Origin of the sequence: Thermomonas fusca DSM 15424 (assembly GCF_000423885.1) — a bacterium.
Lineage (GTDB): Bacteria > Pseudomonadota > Gammaproteobacteria > Xanthomonadales > Xanthomonadaceae > Thermomonas > Thermomonas fusca.
In genome coordinates, this window is the sequence record NZ_AUIV01000015.1 from 86,076 (window position 1) to 103,844 (window position 17,769).

At 72.6% G+C, this 17,769-nt stretch carries 19 protein-coding genes and 1 tRNA gene; 8 read left to right on the forward strand and 12 right to left on the reverse strand.

Features of this window, described 5'->3' with window-relative positions:
• Positions 1-30: 30 nt before the first annotated feature.
• Entirely contained in the window at positions 31-501 is a 471-nt protein-coding gene (locus G582_RS0108810; protein ID WP_028839524.1) for a YiiD C-terminal domain-containing protein, read from the reverse strand.
• A gap of 45 nt (positions 502-546) precedes the next feature.
• On the opposite strand from G582_RS0108810, the gene G582_RS0108815 reads away from it, so the two are divergent.
• From G582_RS0108815 to hemF, 5 genes are all read left to right on the forward strand, one after another.
• Entirely contained in the window at positions 547-1,326 is a 780-nt protein-coding gene (locus tag G582_RS0108815; RefSeq protein WP_028839525.1) for a uroporphyrinogen-III synthase, read from the forward strand.
• 10 nt (positions 1,327-1,336) lie between these two features.
• Entirely contained in the window at positions 1,337-2,317 is a 981-nt protein-coding gene (locus tag G582_RS0108820; RefSeq protein WP_028839526.1) for a coiled-coil domain-containing protein, read from the forward strand.
• Positions 2,318-2,462: 145 nt separating this feature from the next.
• Positions 2,463-3,710 (forward strand): heme biosynthesis protein HemY, encoded by a 1,248-nt coding sequence (locus tag G582_RS0108825; protein WP_028839527.1) that lies wholly within the window; start codon positions 2,463-2,465, stop codon positions 3,708-3,710.
• Between the two features lie 102 nt (positions 3,711-3,812).
• On the forward strand, positions 3,813-4,658 hold the full coding sequence (locus tag G582_RS0108830; protein ID WP_028839528.1) for an EamA family transporter: 846 nt from the start codon (positions 3,813-3,815) through the stop codon (positions 4,656-4,658).
• 25 nt (positions 4,659-4,683) lie between these two features.
• The gene (hemF, locus tag G582_RS0108835; protein WP_425476544.1) at positions 4,684-5,616 is read left to right on the forward strand and encodes an oxygen-dependent coproporphyrinogen oxidase; all 933 of its coding nucleotides are present in this window, start codon (positions 4,684-4,686) and stop codon (positions 5,614-5,616) included.
• Here hemF and rocF read toward each other — a convergent pair whose 3' ends face one another.
• From rocF to G582_RS0108870, 7 genes are all read right to left on the reverse strand, one after another.
• Positions 5,617-6,540, reverse strand: a complete 924-nt coding sequence (rocF, locus tag G582_RS0108840; protein WP_028839530.1) for an arginase — start codon at positions 6,538-6,540, stop codon at positions 5,617-5,619. It lies immediately after the preceding gene.
• 43 nt (positions 6,541-6,583) lie between these two features.
• Positions 6,584-6,659 (reverse strand) — tRNA-Thr (locus G582_RS0108845).
• Between the two features lie 57 nt (positions 6,660-6,716).
• A complete protein-coding gene (locus tag G582_RS17240) occupies positions 6,717-7,451 on the reverse strand; it encodes a hypothetical protein (RefSeq protein WP_051247061.1) in 735 nt (244 codons plus the stop codon).
• Between the two features lie 9 nt (positions 7,452-7,460).
• Entirely contained in the window at positions 7,461-8,180 is a 720-nt protein-coding gene (locus G582_RS0108855; RefSeq protein WP_028839531.1) for a type III pantothenate kinase, read from the reverse strand.
• A complete protein-coding gene (birA, locus tag G582_RS0108860; RefSeq protein WP_028839532.1) occupies positions 8,177-9,190 on the reverse strand; it encodes a bifunctional biotin--[acetyl-CoA-carboxylase] ligase/biotin operon repressor BirA in 1,014 nt (337 codons plus the stop codon). The genes G582_RS0108855 and birA overlap by 4 nt, the downstream gene beginning before the upstream one ends.
• Positions 9,187-9,807: a glycerol-3-phosphate 1-O-acyltransferase PlsY gene (gene plsY / locus G582_RS0108865; RefSeq protein ID WP_028839533.1), complete on the reverse strand. Its 621-nt coding sequence runs from the start codon at positions 9,805-9,807 to the stop codon at positions 9,187-9,189. Before plsY ends, birA begins: the two co-directional genes overlap by 4 nt.
• 46 nt (positions 9,808-9,853) lie before the next feature.
• Complete coding sequence (locus G582_RS0108870) at positions 9,854-11,668, reverse strand: DegV family protein (protein WP_028839534.1); 1,815 nt, start codon at positions 11,666-11,668, stop codon at positions 9,854-9,856.
• A 124-nt stretch (positions 11,669-11,792) separates the two neighbouring features.
• Between G582_RS0108870 and G582_RS0108875 the strand changes: the two genes are divergently transcribed.
• Positions 11,793-12,086, forward strand: coding sequence for a hypothetical protein (locus tag G582_RS0108875; protein WP_028839535.1), 294 nt, complete (start codon positions 11,793-11,795; stop codon positions 12,084-12,086).
• Positions 12,087-12,101: 15 nt separating this feature from the next.
• Complete coding sequence (locus G582_RS0108880) at positions 12,102-12,851, forward strand: zinc-dependent peptidase (protein WP_028839536.1); 750 nt, start codon at positions 12,102-12,104, stop codon at positions 12,849-12,851.
• Here the strand turns inward: G582_RS0108880 and G582_RS16115 are convergent.
• From G582_RS16115 to G582_RS0108895, 3 genes are read right to left on the reverse strand one after another with little or no spacing between them, the layout of a single operon-like run.
• Positions 12,827-13,708, reverse strand: coding sequence for an NAD-dependent epimerase/dehydratase family protein (locus G582_RS16115; protein ID WP_156880383.1), 882 nt, complete (start codon positions 13,706-13,708; stop codon positions 12,827-12,829). The genes G582_RS0108880 and G582_RS16115 overlap by 25 nt on opposite strands.
• A complete protein-coding gene (gene nhaA / locus G582_RS0108890) occupies positions 13,705-14,913 on the reverse strand; it encodes a Na+/H+ antiporter NhaA (protein ID WP_028839537.1) in 1,209 nt (402 codons plus the stop codon). The genes G582_RS16115 and nhaA overlap by 4 nt, the downstream gene beginning before the upstream one ends.
• Positions 14,914-14,961: 48 nt before the next feature.
• Positions 14,962-15,567: a lectin gene (locus G582_RS0108895; protein ID WP_248642746.1), complete on the reverse strand. Its 606-nt coding sequence runs from the start codon at positions 15,565-15,567 to the stop codon at positions 14,962-14,964.
• Between the two features lie 151 nt (positions 15,568-15,718).
• Here G582_RS0108895 and G582_RS0108900 point away from each other — a divergent pair, with 151 nt between their 5' ends.
• The gene (locus G582_RS0108900; RefSeq protein WP_028839539.1) at positions 15,719-16,441 is read left to right on the forward strand and encodes a hypothetical protein; all 723 of its coding nucleotides are present in this window, start codon (positions 15,719-15,721) and stop codon (positions 16,439-16,441) included.
• A gap of 12 nt (positions 16,442-16,453) precedes the next feature.
• On the opposite strand, the gene hmgA is transcribed toward G582_RS0108900, so the two are convergent.
• Complete coding sequence (gene hmgA, locus G582_RS0108905; protein ID WP_038053529.1) at positions 16,454-17,749, reverse strand: homogentisate 1,2-dioxygenase; 1,296 nt, start codon at positions 17,747-17,749, stop codon at positions 16,454-16,456.
• Positions 17,750-17,769 lie beyond the last annotated feature (20 nt).

Genomic DNA, 17,769 nt, shown 5'->3' on the forward strand with positions numbered 1-17,769 from the left:
CTTGCGGCAGGCTCCCCCGTCGCCGCGCCGTCAGGATTTGCCGATCGCCACGTAGCGGCCGGTGTATGTTGCCGCCACCGCGCCGTCAGCGAGCAGCGTCTTCGCCTGCAGGCGGATGCCGGCGCGACCCTGCCGGCGCAATGTGTCCGCCAGCGCGGCGTGCTCCACCGCATCGTCGAACGTGGCTTCGACCACGATGTCCTCGAACACCGGCTTGAGATAGCGCACCCGGCTGTCGGCCACGAACACGTCCGCATGCAGGCCGGCGGTTTCCAGCTCCAACGACACCAGCCCCCACGCCGCGATGGTCATCAGCGAGGACAGGCTGCCGCCGAACGCGCAGTGCTTGTCATTGACGTTGGCGGCCAGCGGCGCGCGCACGCGCAGCACGCCATCGCGCCACTCCAGTACCTGCGGCTGCATGGCGGCCACCGGCGGCATGCCGGCGAAATGCCGGGCCAATGCGTCCAACGCGGCGTCGAGGTTCTCGATTGCATTCATCCGCGAAGCCTGACGCAAACGTCGACGCCATGCCAAGCTGTGTGCATGTCGCGCCTTGCCGATCAAGCACTTCCGCTTCAACACTGGACCGTACTGTCGCTGCGACCGCGCGGACAGCACGCCGGTTTGCGCGCGGCGGCGGCGCGATCCGGCGCGCGCTTGCTGGCGCTGTCGCCGATCGCCATCGACATCCTCGACGACAGCGACGCGCGGCAATCCCTGGCCGCAGCGCTGGCCGCCGACATCCTCCTGTTCACCAGCCCGAATGCGGTGCGCGCGGCGGCGGCACTGGCACCGCTGCGGCCACGTCGCGGCCAGCACTGGCTGGCGGTCGGCGCCGGCACCCGACGCGCGCTGGCGCGCAGCGGCATCGACGCGGTGGCGCCGGCGCGGATGGACAGCGAAGGCCTGCTGGATCTGCCGCAGCTGGCGGAAGTGCGCGGCAAATGCATCGGCCTGATTACCGCCCCAGGCGGCCGCGGCCTGCTGGCGCCGTCGCTGGCGGCACGCGGCGCGACAGTGCTGCGCGCGAACGTGTACGCGCGTCGCGCCGTCACGCTGCCGCCGGCGCGGCGCGCCGCGCTGGAACAAGCGCTGCGCAATCCCGACCGCGTGCTGCTGGCACTGAGCAGCGGCGAAGCGCTGGACGCGCTGCTGGCGCAGCTGCCGGCGCGCGGCGTGGGCAAGGTCGCGGTGGTTGCGGCCAGCGCCCGTCTGGGCGAGGCGGCGCGTGCCGCGGGCTTCACCCGCATCGCGCTGGCCAGCGACGCGCGCCCGGCCGCGCTGCTGCGCGCAGCCGCCGACGCCTTCGCCGGCCACGATTAACATCATCGCCGTGGACACCTCCGACACATCCGACTCCCCCGTTTCGCCGGCGCGCCGCTCGCGCGCCGGCGGCCTGTTGCTGCTGGCGCTGCTGCTGATCACGCTGGCCGCCGCCGGCGTGCTGGGCTGGCGCCAGTGGCAGGCGCTGCAGGCGCAGGAGCGGGCGCGCAGCCAGCAGCAGCGCGACGCGCTGGACGCGCGCATCGACAGCCTGCGACAGGCGCAGCGCGCACAATCGCAGCGGCTGCAGCAGGCCGAAGCCACCAACCGGGTGCTGCGCGACGAGCTGCTGGGCCTCGGCCAGCGCGCGGCGGCGATCGAAGACAGCGTGTCGCGGCTGGCCGATGCCGACCGCCACGGCGCGCTGTCGCTACGGCTGGACCAGGTTGAACTGCTGTTGGCGATCGGCCAGCAGCGCCTGCAGCTGGACGGCGACCTCGACGGCGCGCGGCGCGCGCTGGCATTGGCGGCGCCACTGCTGGCTAGCGTCGATGATTCGGCCTGGCTCAACCTCAAGCAGACGCTGGCGCAGGAGCAGGCCGCGCTGGAGGCGCTGGGAGCGGATCCGCGCAGCACTGCAGAGTCACTGCTCGAACGACTGGTTGCCGATATCCCACTGGAGCAAGGCGCTATCACCAGCGCCAACCAGTCGCAGGCCACGCCGTGGTTCGCGCGGCTGCTGGATCGCATCGTGCGCGTGCAGCCCACCGCCAGCGCCGGCCTGCGCGACCACGCCGACCGGCAGGCCGCGCTGGCCGCCCTGCAGCTGGAAGCCGCACTGGCGCGCGCCGCCATCCAGCGCCGCGACGGTGCCGGCCTGCAGCAGGCACTGACCCGCATCGACGGCTGGCTGCAGCGCCTGCTGGCCGGTTCGCCGCAGCTCGCGCAGCGCCAGCGCCTGATCGCGCAGCTGCACGCCATCACCCTGCACCCAGCCGCGCCGCTGTCCGGCAGCACCCTGGCGCAGCTGCGCGCGCAGCGCGACGGTTGAAGCGCGGGTCGTTGCGCCGCCGCGCGCGCACCGTGGACATCGGCTTCCGTCTCGCTGCGTACACTGGCTTCCACCCTGCCGTCGCGATCACGCTCCGCGTTCGCCGACGCGCGCATCACGCGCCGCACACTCGGGAGACACCGCGATGAACCTGTTCCGCAACGTGTTGGTCTGGCTGCTGCTGGCGGTGCTGGGCGCCGTGCTGGTGCAGTACCTGCTGCAGGACCCGGGCTATCTGCTGGTGCGTTACCGCGGCACCGACTACAGCACCACCCTGGCGGTGGGCATCGGCCTGCTGCTGGCGGGACTGTTCGCGCTGGCGCTGCTGTGGACGGCGCTGCGGCTGCCGTTCCGGCTGTGGAACCGGCGCCGCAGGCGGCGTGCGCGGGCGCAGCTGATCGATGGGCTGACGGCATTCGAGCGCGGCGACTACCTGCGCGCCGGGCAGCTGCTGCGGCAAGCCGCAGACGATCCCGCGGCGGAAGCCGTGGCCCGCGCGCAGGCGGCACGCGCCGCGTTCATGCGCGGCGACGACGCAGCAGGCGAAGCGCTGCTGGCGGGGTTCGAACATCGGCACGCCGGCATCCGCGCGGTGGTGCTGGCCGAACGCGCGCTGGCCCGGCAGCAGCCGGAAGCCGCACTGCAAGCGCTCGACGCCGCGCCGGCGCAGCCGCTGCCGCCGCGCGGCCTGTGGCTGCGCGCGCAGGCGCTGCTGGCCAGCGCACGCAGCGCCGAGGCCTACGGCCTGCTTGGCGCGCTGCGCCAGCAGCAGGCGCTGCCGGCGGCCGAAGGCGAATCGCTACCGGCACGCTGGGCGGCGCAGGCACTGCGTGAAGCCGACGACGGCAACACCGTCGCCGCGCTGTGGGATGCGCTGCCGCCGACACTGCGCACGCATCCCGACGTGGCGGCCGCCTATGCCGGTCGCGCCGCCGCGCTGGGTTGGCACGATGCGGCCACAACGAGCATCGAGCAGGCCCTGGATGCCGAATGGGATGAAGCGCTGGCCGCGCTGTACGGACAGCTCGACGTCGACCGCATCGAACATCGCCATGCGCAGCTGGAGCGCTGGCTGCAGGCACGCCCGGCCAGCCCGGCGCTGCTGCTTGCCAGCGCCCGCATCGACCAGCGGCGGGGCCGCTGGCTGGCGGCCGAGGACGCCCTGAATCGCGCGCTGACTGCAGGCGCCGGCGCGCCCGCTTGGGAAGCGCTGGGCGATGGCGCCGCGCAGCTGGACGACCATGTCCGTGCGCAGCGCTGCTATGCCAATGCGCTGCGCAGCCAGCGCGGTGATGTCGCGGTGGATCCCGTCGACGCGGCCCCTCCCGCGCAGCCGGCGGACACCCACGTCGAAACGCGCGATCGCTTCGGCTTGCCGCGTCTGGCCGACTGACCGCACGCCGCAACGCGCCGATGCAGCCGGCGCCGTTCGGCGAAAATAGGTGTCCTCCGGGCCCACGCGGGCAACGGCTCTTTCCCTCTGCGGACGCCATCCATGATCCATGTCCTGCTGGCCGCACTGTGCAGCGTGCTGGTGTCGGTGCTGCTCAAGCTGGCCCGACGTTTCGATATCGACGTCGGCCAGGCGGTGGCGTGGAACTACGTCGCCACCGGCGCGCTCACGCTGCTGGTCCTGCAGCCGTCGCTGCAACCGCTGCGGCAGGCGGATGCGCCGTGGCTCACCCTCGCCGCGCTGGGCCTGCTGCTGCCGACCATCTTCCTGGCGCTGGCGGCCTCCGTGCGCCACGCCGGCATCGTGCGCAGCGACGCGGCGCAACGGCTGTCGCTGCTGATCCCGCTGCTGGCCGCGTTCACCCTGTTCGGCGAAGCCCTGGCGCCGCTGAAGCTGGCCGGCTGCGCGCTGGGCCTGCTGGCGCTGGCCGGCATGGTCTGGCGCGATGGGCGCGATGCCGGCGGCAACGGCGGCGCGCGCTGGGGCTGGCCGCTGGCGGTGTTCGCCGGCTTCGGCCTGATCGACGTGCTGTTCAAGCGCGTGGCCGCCGGCGGCCTGCCGCTGGGCAGCGCGCTGCTGGCGGTGTTCGCGCTGGCGCTGCTGGTGGCCTTTGCCCTGCAGCTGCTTCGGCGGGTGCGCTTCACCGCGCGCAGCGCGCTGGGCGGGCTGCTGCTCGGCGCGGTCAACTTCGCCAACATCCTGTTCTACCTGCGCGCCCACCGCGCGCTGCCGGACAGCCCGTCGCTGGTGTTCGCCAGCATGAACCTCGGCGTGGTGGCGCTGGGCGCGGTGGCAGGTGTTGCGCTGTTCCGCGAACGCCTGAGCCGGATCAATGCCGCCGGCCTGCTGCTGGCGCTGGCGGCGATCGCGCTGCTGGCGCTGGGCTGAGCGGCGCGGGTCCTACAATGCGCGCATGAACATCCCCGATATCGACAGCGTCCGCAACTACCTCACCGGCCTGCAGGACCGCATCTGCAGCGAGATCGAGCGCGCCGACGGCAGCGCGCGCTTCAGCGAGGACGCGTGGACGAAGGATCCCGCCAGCTCGCCGATCCGCGGTGGCGGGCGCACGCGCGTGCTGCGCGATGGCGCGGTGTTCGAGCAGGCCGGGATCGGTTTTTCCGACGTGGCCGGCGACCGACTGCCACCATCGGCCAGCGCCGGACGCCCGGAACTGGCCGGCGCGTCGTGGCGCGCGGTGGGCGTGTCGCTGGTGTTCCATCCGCGCAATCCATTGCTTCCGACCACCCATGCCAACGTGCGCCACTTCCGCGCCGAGCGCGACGGCGAAACGGTGGCGTGGTGGTTCGGCGGCGGCTTCGACCTGACTCCGTTCTATCCGTTCGACGACGACGTACTCCACTGGCACCGCACCGCGCGCACGCTGTGCGAGCCTTTCGGCGGACAGGCCCGCTACGACGCGCATAAAAAATGGTGCGACGAATATTTCCTGCTCAAGCACCGCGACGAGACCCGCGGCGTGGGCGGGCTGTTCTTCGACGACCTGCACGGCGACTTCGACGACTGCTTCGGCTACCTGCGCGCGGTCGGCGACGGCTTCCTCGACGCCTACCTGCCGATCGTCGAGCGCCGCAAGGACATGCCTTACGGCGAGCGCGAGCGCCAGTTCCAGCTGTACCGGCGCGGGCGCTACGTGGAGTTCAACCTGGTGTTCGACCGCGGCACCCTGTTCGGCCTGCAGAGCGGCGGCCGCACCGAATCGATCCTGATGAGCCTGCCGCCGCTGGTGCGCTGGGAATACGGCTACCAGCCCGAGGCCGGCAGCGCCGAAGCGCGGCTGGCCGACTACCTGCGTCCGCGCGACTGGCTGGCCGAGCTGGCTTGATCAGTCCCGCATCAGGGTGGACTTGCCGAACAGGCTTTCCACCAGATCCACCGCCAGCCTGGCGGTGGCGTTGCGGCGGTCCAGCGCCGGGTTCACTTCCACCAGATCCAGCGAGCCCAGGCGGCCGCTGTCGGCCACCATCTCCATGATCAGCTGCGCCTCGCGGTAGTTCACGCCGCCGGGCACGCGGGTGCCGGTGCCGGGCGCAATCGACGGATCCAGCATGTCGACGTCGAAACTGACGTGCAGATGGGTATCGGCATCCACGCCTTCCAGCGCTTCTTCCATCGCACGGCGCATGCCGACTTCGTCGATGAAGCGCATGTCGTAAATGTCGAGGCCGTGTTCCTTGACCAGCTGCTTCTCGCCCGGATCGACCGAGCGGATGCCGATCTGCCGCACCTGCGCCGGGGTGATCGCCGGCACCACGCCGCCCAGCGTGGTCAGCGCCTGCGGGCCCATCCCGCACAGGCAGGCCACCGGCATGCCGTGGATGTTGCCGCTGGGGGTGAGCGCGCTGGTGTTGAAGTCGGCGTGCGCGTCCAGCCACAGCACCCGCAGCTTCTTGCCGTTGTCGCGGCAGTGCGCGGCCACCGCGGCGATCGAACCGATGGCCAGGCAGTGGTCGCCACCGAGCATGATCGGCATGCGCCCGGCGCGCAGTTCGCCGAGGCTGGCGTCGAATACCGCGCGATTCCAGGCGGTGACTTCCGCGAGGTGGCGATAGCCGTCCACCGGCGGGCTGACCGGATTGCGCGGGCCGGCGACATCGCCGATGTCGCGCGCATCCACGCCGCGCGCGGCGATGGCTTCGACCAACCCGGCAACGCGCAGGGCTTCCGGCCCCATCGATGCACCGCGCCGGGACGCGCCGATGTCGGTGGGCACGCCGAACACGGAAACAGGCGGATAGGCACGGATCATGGTGGCTCCAGGCGCTGCGATCGGCGCGGGTGCGAACGGAAGATGGTGCCGCTTGTCCGAATCGAACGGACGACCTGCTGTTTACAAGACAGCTGCTCTACCAACTGAGCTAAAGCGGCGGGCGGCCGATTCTATCAGGCGGCCCGGTCGCCGCCGGAACCGCTGCCGGCGTGCGCTCAGCGCAGCTGCGCGCAGTCCAGCGGCTGCGAGCGCGCGATCCGCGCCAGCGCGGCGCGGTCCGCAGTCGGCGGCAGGCGCGCGCCCAGCCACGCCTGCGCAGGCGTGCCGCCAACCGGCTCCACCTGCGCCTGCACGCCCTTGCCCTGCAGTTCCGCCTGCCGCCTGCGCGCGCCGGTTTCGCTGCTGAAGCGGCCCAGCGCGATGCTGTTGGCGTCCGCGCCCTCGGTCATCACGAACAGGTCGGCCACGCCCGCGGCCTTCAACCGCTCTGCCGTCGCCACCGCTGCCTCGCGCGAGGGCTGCGCAGGCAGGAACACCTTCCAGCCGCGCACGCCGCGGGCGCGCTCGTCGAAGGCCACCGCCGTGACGCCGGCCGTGGCCAGCGCCGTGCGCGCAACACTGCGCGCGGCAGGATCAGCAAACGGTCCGAAGCGCAGGCAGACCGCAGGCTGTTCGACCGCGATGGGGGCAGCGGGCGCGGGCGTGGCCATGGGCGTGCCGGGCGCCGCAGCCGGCGGTGCCGCGGCGGCAGACGGTGACGGTGCGGCCGCCGCGTCGGCCGTTGCCGCCACTGCCGGCGGGGACGGCGCCGGCACTTCCTTCAGCAGGCGCAGTCCCGGCGCGGCAGCGGCCATCCCGGCGGCAACGCCGGGCTGCGGCTGGAACAGCCACCAGCCGGCGGCGCCCAGGTTGAGCATCACGAGGATCACGATGGCGGCGCGCAGCAGCATCGGTCGAGTTTATGCGATCCGCAGCGCGTGCCAGCGCGCCAGCCCCTGCAGCACCGCATCCGGCGCCCACGTATGCGCCGGCAAGCGCGAGCGCAAAGCCGCGGCGCCGCCACCGTGCAGGTGCAGGAGGGGCGTAGCGCCCAGCAGCGCCTGCGCGACGTGCAGGCTGCATTCGACCAGCGCCAGCGCGGCGCCGTCGCAGCCGGAGGCGAGCGCGTGATGGGTGTCGTCGGCGAACTCCGCATAGTCGCCGCCGGCCAGCGGCAGCTGCGCCGCGCGTGCGTGCAGCGCTTCGCGCATCAGCTGGGGGGACGGCGCGATGCGGCCGCCGCGGTGGCGGCCCGCGCCATCCAGCAGGTCGATGGTGAGCGCGGTGCCGACACCGACCACCAGCGCCGGCGCGCTGCCGCACAGCCCCAGCATCGCCAGGAAGCGGTCCACGCCCAAGTGCCCGGGCTCGGCATAGGCAATCCGCAGCGGCCCCAACGCCGTTTCGGTGTGCACCCGATGCAGGCGCTGGAAGCGCGTGCACAGCGCATCCAGCAGCGCCACCCGCCGCTCCGGCGCGGCCACGCTGGCGATGCAGGCGACAGCGCCGGCCGGCAGCGCGTCCAGCCAGCCGTCGGCATCGTCATGGGCGATCGCGCGCACCTCGCCCACGCTGCCGTCGGGGTCCAGCGGCGCGCATTTCAGACGGGTGTTGCCGAGATCGAACAGCCAGGTGGTCATGCCTGCCCCGCGTCCGTTGGCGCGGCGCGCACGCTGACGTCGCCGGCGTGCACCAGGCGGATGTCGCCAGCGTCGTCGCGCACCAGCAGCGCGCCGTCCTCCGCGATGCCCAGCGCCTGCGCATCCCAGCTGCGCGCGGCCTCATGCACCTGCACCGGTCGCCCGGCCAGCACGTCCAGCGCCGCATAGCGCGGCAGGAACGGGGCCAGCCCCTGCGCATCGAAGGTATCCAGTGCCGGCAGCAGCGATTCCAGCAGCGCGGCGGCCAGCAGGTTGCGCGCGGCCGGCTGCGGTACCAGTGCGGCCAGCTGGGTCCACAGTTGGCCGATCGCGCTGGACAAGGCTGCCGGCATGCGCACGTTGACGCCGATGCCGACCACCGCGCGCACCGCGCCCCCGGCTTCGCCGCCGCCTTCCACCAGCAGGCCGCCGAGCTTGTGCAGGCCGCCGCCATCGTCGACCACCAGATCGTTCGGCCACTTCAGCCGTATTTGCGCGAAGCCCAGCGCGTGCAGCGCTTCGCAGGCGGCGATCCCGGCCACCAGGCTCAGGCCGCCCAGCCGCGCCAATCCGCCCTCGAACCGCCGCGCCAGCGACAGGTACAGGTGCGCGGCCAGCGGCGACGACCACTCGCGGCCACGCCGGCCGCGCCCGCCGGTCTGGCGTTCGGCCAGCAGCACCGCGCAGCCGCGCGCAGGGGTGTCGCGGCGGAGCAGTTCGCTGTTGGTGGAATCCAGCGACCACGCCACCTCCAGATCGGCCAGTTCGGTGCGCAGCGCTGCCGGCAGGGCAGCGCGGATGGCGTCGCCGTCCAGCAGGTCCAGCGGCTGCGCTAGGTGGTAGCCGCGCCCCGGCGCCGCCTCGATGGCGATGCCCGCGTCGCGCAGCGCCTCGATCCGCTTCCACACCGCAGCGCGGGTCAGCCCGGCCTCGCCGGCCAGCACGTCGCCACTGACTGGCCCGCCAGCCAGACGCTGCAACAGCGCGCGTTCGCCGCGGGCGTCGCTCATGCGCGTGCGCCCCGGCGGCGCAGCAGGCGCGCGCGCTCGAAACGCGACTCGGTGCCATGCCGCAGCCGCTGCAGGTTGCCGCGATGGGTGAAGGCGAGGAACAGCGCCAGCGCGACGGAAAACGCCAGCCGCGGTGCATCGGCATCGAACAGCCAGGCCCACGGCGGCAGGCTGGCCGCGGCCAGCACGGTGGACAGGCCGACGTAGCCGCTGGTCACCAGCACCAGCAGCCACACCCCCAGCAGCAGCGGCACCGCCAGCGGCCAGAGCACCAGCAGCGCGCCCACCGCGGTGGCGGCGCCCTTGCCGCCGCGGAAGCCGTGCCAGACCGGCCAGACGTGGCCCAGCACCGCCAGCCCCGCCGCCGGCCAGGCCACGCCCGGGGCGAAACGCAGCGCCAGCCATGCCGCCAGCGCGCCCTTGCCGACATCGATCAGCACCACCCCCAGCGCGAAGCGCAGGCCCTGGGTGCGCAGCGCGTTGGTGCCGCCGGCATTGCCGCTGCCCATGGTGCGTACGTCGACCCCGCGCAGCCGGCCCAGCAGCAGGCTGCCTGACAGCGAGCCCAGCAGGTAGGCGACACACAGCAGGCAGGCGGCGACGAGTACGGGCGACATCCTTCGATGATACGCAGCGCGGCCACCCACCCGCACCCGGATCGCGTCAGGGCGCGGGCTGCAGCCCCAGCACCAGGGCACCGCGACCGGCATGCGCGCCGATCGCCGGCCCCACTTCGACCAGATGCGCCTCGGTCACCGGCAGCAGCCGGCGCAGCGCCGCAAGCACGCGTTCGCCGTCCGCCGCCGCATCGGCGTGGCCGACCAGCAGCCGCCAACCGGGTGCCGCCGGCAGCCGCCGCGCCACGTGCCGCGCGAACGCCTCCGGCGCGCCGTGGCGGGCGAACAGGCCACCGGCCACCTTCAGCACGCCGTTGCGGATCGCGGCCAGCGGGGTCAGCCCGCTGAAGCGCACCAGCGGGGCGGCCCAGCGCGGAATGCGACCGCCGCGCACGGCGTGGCGGATGTCGCGGGCCATCGCCCAGGTCAGTGTCTGCGGCACCAGCCGCGCCAGTTCCTCGGCAATCGCGTCCGCCTCCGCACCGGCCGCGGCCAGTTCGCCGGCGCGCCATGCCAGCAGCGCCTGACCGACGCTGGCGTGGCCGCTGTCGATGCAGCGCAGCCGCCCCTGCTGCCCGCGCGCCGCCGATTCGGCCGATTGCAGGGTGCCGGACAGCGGCCGCGACAGGCCCACGTAGACCGCCGCCGGCTGGTGCGCCAGCACGTGTTCGAAGACGCGGCGGAAATCCCCCGGCGGTGGCTGGCTGGTCTGCGGCAGCTGCGCCGAGGCGGCCATGCGCCGGTAGAACTCGGCCGTGCCCAGGCCCAGGCGGTCCAGGTAATCGCGGCCGTCCAAGCTGACCCGCACCGGCACCACATGGATGTCGAAGCGATCGGCCAGTGCCTGCGGCAGGTCGGAAGCGCTGTCGGTCACCACCGCCACCCGGCCCGGCGATTCCACGCTGCGCTGCTGCATGACCATGTCGTCGGCCTTCATCGCCTCGACCCGGCCAAACCCGGCGCAGGCATCGAACAGCGCCTGCGGCCGGGCGGTGTGGCCATGCACGCGTACCCGGCTGTCGCTGCCCGCCACCACCAGCGATTCGATGCCGATCACCGCCAGCGCGGTGCGCAGCGCGACCCGGTCGATCCGCTCGCCCACCAGCAGGCATTCGGTGCAATAGCGGCAACCCGGATCCACATCCAGATGGACATGCGCCGCAGCGGCCTCCGCGCCGTCGCCGACCGCGCCGCGCAGGTTCAGCACGCGCGGACCGCCTTCGGCATAGGCGGCGATGCCCTCCAGCCAGTCCACGAATCCGCGCGCGCCGGCATCCACCACGCCCGCCTTGCGCAGCAGCGGCATCTGCCGCGGGGTGTCGGCCAGCGCGGTGCGCGCGCGCGGCAGCGCCGCCGCGAACGCCTGCCATGGCTTCGCCCCTACCCTGCGCGCCTGCTCCTCCAGCGCCTCGGTGAACGCCGCGATCACGCTCAGGATGGTGCCCTCCACCGGCTGCGCCAATGCCGCGCGAGCGCTGTCCGCGCCGCGTCGCACCGCCGCCGCCAGCTCGCCGGCATCGAGCTGCGACAACGCCCGCGCCTGCTCGCCCAGGCCCATCAGGAACTGCGCCATGATCGCGCCGGAATTGCCGCGCGCGCCGTCGATCGCGTCGTTGCCCACCCGCAGCAGCAGTTCGCCGGCATGGCGGCTGCGCCGGCTCAGCGCGCCGTGCAGCACGCTGCCCAGGGTCGAGGCGAGGTTGCTGCCGGTATCGCCGTCGGGCACCGGGAACACGTTGATGCGGTTGAGCTCGTCGCGCGCGGCGATCACCCGCCGCGCACCGGCGATCAGGGCCCGGCGCAGCGCGGCGGCGGTGACGGCGGAGGGCGGGACGCTGGTGGTCAGGGCGGTGTCGGACATGCCGCCAGTGTGCAGAGCCGGCCGCATCCGCGCCTGCTGCGGCGCAGCACCGACCGGCTCGGTCGGCTGCTATAGTCGCGGGCGGGCCGTGCGCTGCGTACGCCCATTCATCCGGTGACCCTCCATGCGCCTGTCCACGACGCGTCAGCTGTTGGTCTGCCTTGCCCTGGCGGGCGCCTTTGGCCATGCCGGCGCCAGCGAACTGCGGCAGACGGCACCGGAAAGCACGCCGCCGGCAGAGCCCCAACCAGCGTCGATGGAGCGGCTGGACGAAGCCGACCTCGATGTCACCGCCGCCGCGCATACGCCGCGCGCACCGCGCCCGAAGGCGCAGGCACCGGGCCCGGCCCGCGCTTCCGGCGACAGCCGCGCGATGCCGTCGCGCTTCCACAGCTTCCTGCCCGGCATGTTTCGCTGAGCAATCCGGTTCCGCGTGATCTGGCCGTTCTCGCGCCGCCCGCGCACTGCTCCCGCACTTGACCCTTCGCTGTGCCGGCAGGCTGCGGCCGGTTTGCCGTGGCTGCGCGATCTCGACCCGCCGCGCCAGCAGCGCCTGCACACGCTGGCCGCCGAATTCCTGGCCGACAAGGCCATCACGCCGCTGCACGGCCTGCGACTGAACGAGGTGCAGCGGCTGCGGCTGGCGATGCTGTGCTGCATGCCATTGCTGGAGTTCGGCCGCGAGGGCCTGCACGGCTGGAAGGAGCTGCTGGTGTACCCGGCCGCGTTCCGCGCCCGGCGCAGTCATGTCGACGCCCACGGCATCCTCCACGAAGGCGCCGAGGAACTGATCGGCGAAGCCTGGGAACGCGGCCCGGTGATCCTGTCCTGGGCCGACGTGCGCAGCGACATCGCCGCCCCGAACGACGGCTTCTGCGTGGCCGCGCACGAGATCGCGCACAAGCTCGACGCACTGGACGGCGCGATGGACGGCACCCCGCCGCTGCCGCGCGACTGGCAGCGGCGGTGGGCGGCGGATTTCCAGCGCGCCTACGACGGCTTCTGCGCCGAGGTGGACGCCGGCCGCGACACCGCCATCGACCCCTATGCCGCGGAAGCGCCGGAGGAATTCTTCGCGGTCTGCACCGAATACCACTTCAGCGACGCACGCACGCTGCAGGCGGCGATGCCCGAGGTCGCCGCGCACCTGCGCCGGTTCTACGGGGCGCCGCTGCTGGGCTGAGGCGCGTCGAACATAGCCGCAGCGGGCGCGAAGGCGCGCGGTGCATAGCCGAAGTCGCGCGCCGCCGGGCCGGCATCGAACACCAGGTCATCGCGCATGCGTGCGATTGCGTCACCGGTGAGGTCGCGCGCGATGCCTCCGGCACGCGCCGCCGCCAGCAGCGCGCGGAACAGCGGCATCGGCAGCAGGTGCAGCCGCGGCGATGGCGACAGGCAGGCCAGCATCCGCCGCACCATCTCGGCATAGGCCAGCGTTTCGCCGCCCGGCAGGTCATAGCCACGCGCAGCGGCGGCGGTACTGCGACAGGCCGCCAGCGCGGCCTCGGCGAGGTCATCGACGTGCACCGGCTGGCGCCGGCCAGCGGCAACGCGCGGCAGGACGAAGCGGCCGAAGCGCTGCGCCAGCCGGGCGATGCGGGTCAGGGTGGCGTCGCGCCCGGCGCCGTACACCAGCGTCGGACGCAGCACGATGGCGGCTTCGCCGCGCGCCGCGGCGGTCGCGAACAAGGCAGCTTCGGCCTCGCGCAGGCGCCGCGCCACGTCGCGCTCACCGGCATCGGCGGAAGCATGCTTGACGTGGACGCTGGTGGAGCCGAACGCGACCACCCGCGGGCAATGGATGTCAGCCGTCGCGTACCACTGCGCGAACGCATCCAGCGGGCCGCAGCTGAAGATCGCATCGACTTGCTCCGGCAATCCCGGCGGCTGCGGAAAGCCGCCGCGCAGCCAGCGCAGGCCGGGGCCATCGGCGCGCTGCGTGCGCGACAGCGCCAGCACCTGCCAGCCCTCGGCGCGCAGCCGCGCCAGCAGCGCCGCGCCGATCTGCCCGCTGCCGCCGAACACCAGCGCGGTGTTCATGCGCGGGCGTTGCGCGGCAGCACCAGCGCCAGCCACAGGCTGCCCAGCAACGCCGCCACCACCGACGCGCCGAGCACGCCCAGCACGCCCTCGGTGTAATGCAGCGGATGCCCGGCAAAGGCCAGCGAGGCGATGAACAGGCTCATGGTGAAACCGATGCCGCAAAGCATCCCCAACCCCAGCATCGCGCGCAGGTCCATGCCCTGCGGGAACTGCGCCAGCCCCAGCGTACGCATCAGCAACGCCACGCCGACGATGCCGACCGGCTTGCCCAGCACCAGCCCCAGAGCGATCCCTGCGGGCAGCGGCGACAACAGGTCGTCCAGCTGCAGCGCGCCAATCGCCAGCCCGGCATTGGCGAACGCGAACAGCGGCAGGATTGCGAACGCGACCCACGGGTGCAGCGCGTGCTCCAGGGTTTCCAGCGGCGAATGCTCAACCGCATCGTCAATCGTGTTGTGGCGGTCGTAGTGCGGGATCATCAGCCCGGTCACGACGCCCGCCAGCGTGGCGTGCACGCCCGACGCCAGCACCAGCACCCACAGCAACACGCCCAGCAGCAGGTAGGGCGCCAACCGCGTCACCTTGCGCCGGTTCAGCACGAACATCGCCAGCACCACCAGCGCCGCGCCGGCCAGCGCGCCCCACTGCAGGCCCTGCGAATAGAAGAACGCGATGATCAGGATCGCGATCAGGTCATCGGCCACCGCAATCGTCGACAGCAGCAGCTTCATTCCCAGCGGCACCCGCGAACCCAGCAGCGCCAGCACGCCGAGGGCGAAGGCGATGTCGGTGGCGGTGGGAATGGCCCAGCCGCGCATCGCCCCGGCATCGCCGTGGTTCATCGCCGTATACAGCAGCGCCGGCACCGCCACCCCGGCCACGGCGCAGACCACCGGCAGCGCCAGCTGATCGCGGCTGGACAGCTGCCCGGAGATCACCTCGCGCTTGATCTCCAGCGACACCAGCAGGAAGAACACCGCCATCAGGCCGTCGTTGATCCACCAGTGCAGCGACTTGCCCCAACCTTCGCCGCCCAGCGGGGTGTCGCGCAACACCTCGTAGGCATGCGCCAACGGCGAATTGGCGGCGATCATCGCCAGCACCGCGGCGGCGATCAGGATGATGCCGGCGGCGGCTTCAAGGCGGAAGAATTCGGCCAGCGCGCTCTGGGCACGGGCGAGGACGGAGGCATGCGTGGTCATCTTCCGCAGTATAGAAGGCCCGCTGCGTCGACTACCCGCGCGATCGCGTCAAGAACAGCCTTCCACATAGTCCACCTGCGGCGGCAGGCCCACCCGCCACGCCAGCACCCTGGCGTCGTCGCCGCGACCGTCGGTCTCGAACACCAGCACGCCGGCGCCACCGGCGGGATCGCGGATGCGCAGGTATTCGCCGTCGGTGTAATGGTGCGGCCGCGCTTCGACCTGGTTCGGATACAGCCTGGCGATGTCGGACCTGTGCATGCCGATCCTGCCGCCGCCCGGCGCGGTTTCGCGTTCGCCTTCGATGTCATAGCGGACGAACCTGCCGCCCTCCAGCATGAACGCCTGGTCTTCGGCGGACCGCGCGGCGCGCTTCGGGCGCAGGTAGTGGCAGCCATCGGCCGGCTCAGGCGGCGGCCCCAGCCGCTCCAGCGCCCCGCCCCAGGCCTGCTCCATGTCGGCAGCAGGGATGCCAAGCCGGACATCGCCATAACCGCCGAACCCGGCCAATCCTTGCTGTGCGGCGGCCGCGCCAGGCGCTTCGGCTTGCGGCGCCGCCACCGGCTCTGCGGGCGACGCAGAGGTAGCGGGGGTTGCAGCGGGTTTGCAGGCGGCCAGCATGGCCAACAGGACAAGCGGAAGCAGGAGGCGCACCGCGGAACTCCTTGTGTTGCGACGGAGCCCGCAGTGTCGCCAGCCGCGGTGAACGCGGCGCGAAGCGCCTTCGGAAGTGACGGCCACGCGATCGTCATCCGCGCGACATCGACGCCGGCTAGCGTGGCGCACGTCGAACCGGGGATCCCCCATGCTGCTCAACAAGACCGCACTCGCGCACAGCGCCTTGCAGGCCGGCTCCAGCGCCGGACTGAGCCTGGCCGAGCGCCGCATCCTGATCGTCACCGACGGCAAGCGCACGCTCAACGAGGTGATGGCGATGCTGGGGCCGGACATCCTGCCGGCCATCGACCGCCTGCTGAAGGACGGCTACATCCGCCCGGCCGATGCCAGGGACGCCGCTGCAAGCGCCCCGGCCAGCGGCGTCGCCGGCGCCTTCACCGGCCTGCTGCGCGCCACCACCGATGCGCTGCAGGCGCGCACCGAGCAGATCCGTGCCGGCAGCCCGCGGCCGGCGCCGACGCAGGCCGGGATCGCCTCCCCGGCGCACGCTGGCGGCACCGCGCCATCGGTGGCGCCGGCTGGCGCCGCGCCTGCGCCCACGCGCGGCCAGCGCCGCTCGCTGGTGGCGGCGAAGATGTACATGATCGACATGCTTTCGCTGCAGCGCGACCCGGACGCAGTGGAGCGCAAGGCCCGCATCCAGTTCTGCGGCAACGACGATGCGCTGATCGAAGCCGTTCTCGACGGCTTGCAGCTGCTGCTGCAGCTGACCAACGACAGCTACGGCCAGCGCGTGCTGGCGCGGCTGGGCGAAGTGCTGCCGGAACCGCTGCTGCCGCGGCTGGAGGCGGTCACCGTTCCGCGCGCACCGCGCGAGGCCGCCCCGCAGCTCAAGCTGGTGGGCGGCTGAGGCGCCAGCGGTTCAGCGCTGGAAACGCTTGCGCAGGCCCATCCAGCAGTCGGGGTAGTCCTGCTGGCGATGCGGCGCGGCCATGGCCTGCGCGGTCGGGCGGATCACCGCGCGGGTCTCGAACATGAAGGCCATGGTGCCGTCGATGTAGTCCGGCTGGCTCAGGTCGGCCGTGCTGGCCTTCTCGAAAGTGGCGGCGTCAGGCCCGTGCCCGGTCATGCAGTTGTGCAGCGAGCAGCCGCCGGGGGCGAAGCCTTCGGCCTTCGCGTCGTACACGCCGTGCAGCAGGCCCATGAACTCGCTGGCGATGTTGCGGTGGAACCACGGCGGCCGGAACGTGTCGCGCATCGCCAGCACCCGCGGCGCGAAGATCGCGAAGTCCACGCTGCTGGTGCCGGGGGTGTCGCTGGGCGAGTGCAGGACCAGGAAGATCGACGGATCCGGGTGGTCGTAGCTGATCGAACCGATCACGTTGAAGCGGCGCAGGTCGTACCGGTACGGCGCATAGTTGCCGTGCCAGGCCACCACGTCCAGCGGCGAATGGCCGATGTCGCTGCGCCACAGGTGGCCCTGGAACTTGGTCAGCAGCTCGAACTCGCCCTCCACGTCCTCGAACGCCGCCTGCGGGTATTCGAAGTCGCGCGGGTTGGCCAGGCCGTTGCTGCCGATCGGGCCGAGGTCGGGCAGCTTGAACAGCGCACCGAAGTTCTCGCAGACATAGCCACGCGCCTGCCCCTCCGGCAGGGCGATGCGGAAGCGGACGCCGCGCGGGATCACCGCGATCTGCTGCGGCTCCACGTCCAGCACGCCAAGCTCGGTTTCGATGTGCAGGCGCCCCAGCTCCGGCACCAGCATCAGCTCGCCGTCGGCATTGCAGAAGAAGCGGCCGTCCATGTCGCGGTTGGCCGCGTACAGGTGCAGGCCGACGCCGGTGCCGGCCTCCGGGCCGCCGTTGCCGGCCACGGTGAACAGGCCGTCGATGAAATCGACCGCCTGCTCCGGCAGCGGCAGCGGATTCCAGCGCAGCTTTTCCGGCGTCACCGGGCCGCTGCCGAAGTCGTTGTGGAAACCCGCGTGCGCGAACGGCTCGAAGCGCCCGTGCACCGCCGCCGGGCGGATCCGGTACAGCCAGCTGCGCCGGTTGGCGTGGCGCGGCGCGGTGAACGCGGTGCCGGTCAGCTGCTCCGCGTACAGCCCATGCGCCACCTGCTGCGGCGAGTTGCGCCCCACCGGCAGCGCGCCGGGCAGCGCCTCGGTTGCGAATTCATTGCCGAAACCGGTCTGGTAGCCGTTGCTGTGGATCGCCATGGTCTGCTCGCTCAGTGGAT